10 protein-coding genes and 1 pseudogene are annotated in these 5,829 nt (G+C 47.5%); 3 read left to right on the top strand and 8 right to left on the bottom strand.

What is annotated here, in order from left to right:
* Positions 1-240: 240 nt before the first annotated feature.
* The 8 genes from P5683_RS22125 to P5683_RS22090 form a co-directional block, all read right to left on the bottom strand.
* Positions 241-1,521, bottom strand: a complete 1,281-nt coding sequence (locus tag P5683_RS22125) for an IS110 family transposase (protein ID WP_006623248.1) — start codon at positions 1,519-1,521, stop codon at positions 241-243.
* Between the two features lie 269 nt (positions 1,522-1,790).
* On the bottom strand, positions 1,791-2,282 hold the full coding sequence (locus P5683_RS22120) for a hypothetical protein (protein WP_315645568.1): 492 nt from the start codon (positions 2,280-2,282) through the stop codon (positions 1,791-1,793).
* Positions 2,272-2,538, bottom strand: a complete 267-nt coding sequence (locus P5683_RS22115) for a hypothetical protein (RefSeq protein WP_006667976.1) — start codon at positions 2,536-2,538, stop codon at positions 2,272-2,274. The genes P5683_RS22120 and P5683_RS22115 overlap by 11 nt, the downstream gene beginning before the upstream one ends.
* On the bottom strand, positions 2,535-2,735 hold the full coding sequence (locus tag P5683_RS22110) for a hypothetical protein (protein ID WP_006623244.1): 201 nt from the start codon (positions 2,733-2,735) through the stop codon (positions 2,535-2,537). Before P5683_RS22110 ends, P5683_RS22115 begins: the two co-directional genes overlap by 4 nt.
* A complete protein-coding gene (locus P5683_RS22105) occupies positions 2,716-3,117 on the bottom strand; it encodes a hypothetical protein (RefSeq protein WP_006623243.1) in 402 nt (133 codons plus the stop codon). Before P5683_RS22105 ends, P5683_RS22110 begins: the two co-directional genes overlap by 20 nt.
* Before the next feature lie 263 nt (positions 3,118-3,380).
* Entirely contained in the window at positions 3,381-3,602 is a 222-nt protein-coding gene (locus P5683_RS22100) for a hypothetical protein (protein ID WP_006669630.1), read from the bottom strand.
* Positions 3,592-3,861, bottom strand: coding sequence for a hypothetical protein (locus P5683_RS22095; protein WP_006669629.1), 270 nt, complete (start codon positions 3,859-3,861; stop codon positions 3,592-3,594). Before P5683_RS22095 ends, P5683_RS22100 begins: the two co-directional genes overlap by 11 nt.
* A 235-nt stretch (positions 3,862-4,096) precedes the next feature.
* Entirely contained in the window at positions 4,097-4,393 is a 297-nt protein-coding gene (locus tag P5683_RS22090; RefSeq protein ID WP_006623238.1) for a hypothetical protein, read from the bottom strand.
* A gap of 354 nt (positions 4,394-4,747) precedes the next feature.
* Here P5683_RS22090 and P5683_RS22085 point away from each other — a divergent pair, with 354 nt between their 5' ends.
* The 3 genes and pseudogenes from P5683_RS22085 to P5683_RS22075 all read left to right on the top strand — a co-directional run.
* Positions 4,748-4,969, top strand: coding sequence for a ribbon-helix-helix protein, CopG family (locus P5683_RS22085; RefSeq protein WP_196797709.1), 222 nt, complete (start codon positions 4,748-4,750; stop codon positions 4,967-4,969).
* 234 nt (positions 4,970-5,203) lie between these two features.
* On the top strand, positions 5,204-5,635 hold the full coding sequence (locus tag P5683_RS22080) for a hypothetical protein (RefSeq protein WP_006669628.1): 432 nt from the start codon (positions 5,204-5,206) through the stop codon (positions 5,633-5,635).
* Positions 5,632-5,829: pseudogene (locus P5683_RS22075) on the top strand (winged helix-turn-helix domain-containing protein); the annotation flags it as partial. The gene P5683_RS22080 and the pseudogene P5683_RS22075, both read left to right, overlap by 4 nt.

The following is a 5,829-nucleotide window of genomic DNA, read 5'->3' as shown; positions in this document are numbered from 1 at the left end:
AACCAAAGTATTGAGCCGTTTCACTCGGTGATGTATATTTCGGCATTTAGCTCGCTGGTTGTGTACTTATCTAGCTTAGACTGATTGTTGAGTATTGTCAAGCAATGTTCAGTTAATCTGCTAACAGGACGTAACTCTGTCAGTATCAGTTCTATCCTACCCCCAAACTTTGAACAATAAAAAGCCCCGCCGAGACAATTAGTTAGCGGGGCTTTGTAATAAGACTATGAATGAAGTAGATTATCGCATATCCCACAGAGCCTTAAATAAAGTCTCAGCCAGCTTTCTGGATGTGGCATTCCTGGCAGCCTTGAGCGCCGCCCCGGAAACTTTGTTCCCTTTGTGGTATGCTCTAGTCACCCAGTAGAGTCTAAGAGACTGAGCCTCTGGTGATTTGGAAAGGCAATCGTAGGGGGTCGTCGCGATCGCACCTCCACCCGGTTTCTGTTCGCGATGAGTCCCCTTCTCGATTGCCCGTACAACAAACTGATGCAAGGTTGATCGCGCCTCTTTACTTCCGGTAAAACTGCTACGAGTGTCAGCCTGCCCAGATTGCACTTGAGTAGCCCCCAACCCGCACAACTGCCGGAATCGTCGCATGGCTTTAGACTTGGGAAGGCATTTAAACATCTCATCAAAGGGTACGATCCGAGTGAGCAGCCAGCCTCGTTCGCGGGAACCAAAACCGAACTTATCAAACACCCGGTGGTAACAATCAAATTCTGGAAGGTTCAGGTAGCCGAGCATCTCCTGCTCTACCATTGCCTCCGACTGATGCCACATACAAATCTGTTGGGCTAGTCGGGCAGTCACTACACTAATGCCAGTCCCTTCACCCGCCGCGATCGCTTTCGCGTATTCATTGTCAAACTTGGTTTTAACCCCTTTGGGAATTTCCCAACTACCTTGGGAAGTCCAGCCACAAGCCCAACCCCACCAAGCTGGCAGTTTGTCCGGATCTAGGCTCCCAGCTTCTCTTTTTACTTGAACTTTAGCCCTAGCTGGGAATTCATAGACCAGCCGCGACTTGGCTTGGTTTATGACTTGAGTGCGGCGCTTGGTAAAGGACTGAATATCTCTCAGGCATTGCTCAATTTTGGCAACCGCTGGCGGCCGCTCCCGTACCCAATACCTGCGATCATAATTGGTTTGGTAGTGCTGAAAGTAAGTAATCACCATGATGAGGGCATCATAGGGGTCAGATTTGTTGGAAGTTCCCCCATAGCTTTTCCGACTGTCCTTGATCATGGTTTGATCCGCTTTCAAGACTGGGATTCCTTCCCGATGGAGAGAGTCAATCCAGAACCTGCTATAAGTTCCAGTCGGCTCTAATACCACGACAGACGGCTCCAAAGATACCAGAAACTGGATAGACTTCGCGTTCGCTTCCAGTTTTCGGTGGCACTCAGCAAATGCTGGGGAGTCGAAAAAATCCCGCACGGCACCGGTTGGCATCGATTCCAGCCACACGGCATCGCACCACGACGAACTAACGTCAAGGCCTACTATTAAACTATTCATTTTTCCTGTTAAGTATGGTGGAAAATCACTCCCAAGAAGCTGTTACGGCTTTCGCCCATTCTATCCGGGGGAGTAAACTCGCTTCGACTGCTGGGGTTGGAACCCAGCTAGAAATGATTGCTGACTTCTGCCCCCAGTAAAAACTTGGGGAGGTTTCCCTCCCGTTTCCAGGTGGGGGGCTAGTCATCAATGCGGAGGGAATCACCCGGTTATCCGCGACTTCCCCCCAGCGGCGGGAGGAAGTTTCGTCCTTTACCGGTCAGGACTCATCAGGCGGTGAAATCTAGATCTTCTAATTCAGCAAGTGCATTTTCCAAGTCTGTAGAAATTCGCTCATGGCAGTAGTTAAGGTATGCTGCGTAACTGTCAACATCTTGGTATGGTTTAACGTTAGTGGCAAAATCGATAACTCTTAGATGAGCAATGGTGTTATCAATACTTGCCTTAGCTTTTAATAAACAGTCCATAAGCGAGGTTGCATCTACTGTCAAATCGACCCATTCGTAAGGGGAATGTTTATCCTCATTGTCGGGAAGATTCTCGCTGTAGTTGTTGGCTTCTACTTTCACAGCCCGTGCTAGCTGTTCCAAGTAGTTACTGATGTTTTCCCTGGTTAAGGGTTCATCGGGGTTCGGGACTTGGGCTTTTAACCACAAAGAGGAAACCTGTACGCTAATGTTTTCAATGGACTTTAAGACTTCCTCTTTTAGCTGTTTGGTGTATTGGGTTTGTGGGTTTCGCTGGTTTGTGCTATTCATCATCAGAGCCTCCAATTTTTTCAATGAGTTGGGGAATGAGTTTTCCGGCTTCCTGGGTGTTGGTAACAAATTTCTCTAGTTTGTTGAGAAATTGCTTTTGGGCGTAAGGTTTAGTGAGTTTGTCGCTAAAGCAGTAGCTAAAAATCTGGTCGATGTCATAGTAAAGTTTCCTCACCATGTAGCTGATATCTAAGATTTCTTCCTTAAACCCTGGCAGTCGCCTCAATTGTTCGTCCAGATGGTCGCGGTCATTGGTCACAATTTTTTAGCCTCCTTTAATCCTTGAGTGGTTAGGTCTTTGATTAGTTGTAGATAACCAATCACTTCGGCTAGATGTTCTGGCTTTTCCCTCGAAAAACCATCAAGGCGAACATTAATCCTCTCGGCGTAATCTTCAATACTGGCGGCGATATCTAGCAGGCCGCCTAAGTAGATTTCATTCTCCAGATTCTCCATGGTCTTCGGCGATAAAGGTATTGGCTATTTCTAAGAAACACTTAGTTTTTTTTAGGGCAGCAACCGCGTAGGATGCAAGCGCTTGTTGGGTAAACTCATCAAAGGATAGTGACTCCTGGACAGATGGACTAGCCGAGAACATCTGCCAAGCCATAGAAATGAGAAGGCGATCGCCCGCGCTTGATTCATGGTTAGCGACAACTTCCCCGTTCTCGATCGCATCAAGCATTTTTTTCACATACTGCTTTTGGGGGTTGACTGCAATCTCCTGATTAAACCGATCCAAAAACGATTTGTGCAATGTGTTTAAGGCTTTGGGTTCTAAGTGTTGCAGCAAGATACTAAGTTGAGCGACTTTCTGTTCGTTGGTTAATTTTTTCATCCTTTCTGTCTCCAGATTGCTGGTGTAACTGATTGGCGGACACCGGGGGGGGAAGCGATCGCCTATCTATCCAGATGGGGATAGAGACGATCGCCTATATCCTCACGGCGCGCGCACGTCTAGCATTAACCAGTCAGATGGTGCTATGATTAAGCGCCAATGGTGAGTAAGAGAAAGCGATCGCTCGCATAACTCTCGCATCAGAAACTCCTGACTGGCTTGCTTGGGGAATGCTTGAGGTAAGCAGCCCCAAGCCCTTTTATTTAGTGACCAATACTCAAGCCGGCAGCGTCGAGATGTCGCACTACTTCATAACTCAGGCAGGTAGCCCTAAGCAGTTGACTTCTAACTTGTCTGTAGTCGGGGTTTTGTGACTCCAGAACTTCAATCATTTGTTGTAGGCAACGGGTTAGCTCCTGATTGGAAGTAGCCGCAGCCTGAAGTTTGATCCGTGCAAACGGGTCGTTACTGGGGCTAGTTGACATCGTAGTTTTTCACCTCCTCGTTAGGGCGACCGCTTAAAACGATCGCTCTCAGTTCATCCCCATTACTCCTCTGGTAAGTTGCCAGCATTTCATTGGCGAGATACCAGCTTTCCTTTAGCAGCCGACCAACCTGCTGAGTTGTTAATGGCAACTCATAGACAAGGCTAGGATTTTGCAGCAATGCTAAAAGGACGGATTTTGCTGTGTCGGAAACGGCAGAATGGGAGAGCGGAATCTCTCTTCTGTCTGGTGTTTCCATAGGATTTCCTCCAATTCATCGGGTGTATATTCGAGCATTTTGCTGATTAAACTCAGGTAGGCAAAAACCTCCTCTGGTGTTAGTGATTCGGACAAGTTGAGTTGACCCGTAGCAGCATCAGATGTTATACTGATGACTGAACGGGGCGAATTAGGATCGCTCATATTCAAATTCCTTTTGCTAAAGGACGATGGTGGGTAGGGGGAAATTTCGGGTTTCCCCCTTCCTTTTGGAATTACGAGTTGTGAACTTTGAACACCAAACCAATGGGTCCGGCTAGTTGGGGATTCCGCTGTAGGGAATCCTCTATTTCTGCAATGTAGTGGGCTACCTCCTCATCAGATAGTTTGAACACAGTTGTTTGAGCAGTCCTTCTTAAATGCCGTCCGATTTGTTGCTGCCCGTTAGCCGCAACTTGTCGGTCTGCCAGCATCCAAGCTAAACAAGTAACCAAGAAGATCCGCTGATGTTTTTTGTCTAGGCGGTGAAACCCGCTAGGCAATTCTGCGGCCTTAGCTTTTCTATTCACCATAGGCTTTGACCTTATATATAGGGTTGACTGGTGCGATCGCTTAACCAACCTCATGGCGATCGCTTACATCTATCAACTTCCCCGCTCTCAATATCCGGCTTTTTATCTCTCTCGCTCGAATAGTGGCCGCAGGAAGTGAGTTAAAAGAGGCGCTCGTAGTTCGCAATTAATGCGATCGCTGTCCCAGATCCACCGGGAGAGCCGCCTACCCCCTTTTCCTCAGTTGGCCGCAGGTGATAGAGGTGCGACGCAACTTAAATATATTTAGGTTGCATGAATCTAAGATAACATGGTAAATATAAAAATGTAAATATATTTATGATATTTTTTTTGGAGAGGTTGTGGACAAGGAACATGAAAAAGAGCAAACCCTATCAGCATCGGACTCCCAACGTTTTGTACGGGGAGAAGAAGAAGGCTGTCACAATGACATTGACGGAAACAGCGGTCAAGTTGTTGGATCAGATGGCTACAGAGTTGACTCTGAACCGTTCAGAACTGATCGAGCAAATTGCCAGGGGGATTATTTCCAGCCAGGGGGGTGTCATCACCTCGGAACAGGCGGGAAAATCTTAGACCTGTTGGAGGAGCTGTTCGCTGGATTTGATTCTTATGTCAAAAGCCATGAAGCGCGACTAGAGCAACGGCTACTAGCGAACAGAGAGTATCAGTCTCAAATGAAAGAGCAGATGGAGAAAATCCGGCAGGAAGTTCTCCAGCAGGTGTCCGAATAATTTAAGCGCCCCTCATGCCAGTGGGGGGTGTTTTTTCTTTCGGCATTTGGCAAAACCCTCAAGCATTATATTAGCCATGAACAGACAGAACTCTAATCCCCAAACTATCACCGGTGACAAAACCGCCGCGCATCAAGCCACCAATTCCGTCACCCAGGGTGACGAAAAAGTTAAAAAATCACCTGCCCCGGTGTCGGCGATCGCTCATCAGATTACTGATACCATCCCGACCGTTCCCCCAGAAGTGCTGGAACTTGAGTCTAAAGTGCGGGAACTTGAGTCCGAAGTGCTGGAACTTCGAGACCTGGTTAAAAAGGATTACGCCGCTTTTTCCCGAATCGCCTGTGATATTGATATAGTAAGCGCCCTAATTTATGACAATCGTCCTTTTGTGACAAGGCTTTTCCTGGTTCGCAGCATAGCCAAAAACTCACAATTGGCAATTTTGGCTATAAATACTCGAGCTATCACCACCGGAGATGATGATGGCAGGGGGTCCGGCCGATGAAAAGACAATCCACACCGGGGCAGCTTTCCTTAGCAATTTCGTCACCCAGGGTGACGGAACTTGAAAATCCAGAGCCGTTTGATCCAGGCTGGGATGATCAGGATGTCTTGAGATGTCTCAGAAGTTGCCCGAATCAGGATATAAAGCAAATTAGCCAAGCTACTGGACTCCTACAATCCCGCGTGATTAAGTCT

The sequence above is a fragment of the Limnospira sp. PMC 1279.21 genome (genome assembly GCF_032349615.1).
In the GTDB taxonomy this organism is placed as follows: domain Bacteria; phylum Cyanobacteriota; class Cyanobacteriia; order Cyanobacteriales; family Microcoleaceae; genus Limnospira; species Limnospira fusiformis.
This window is presented reverse-complemented; position numbering and strand designations above follow the sequence as displayed.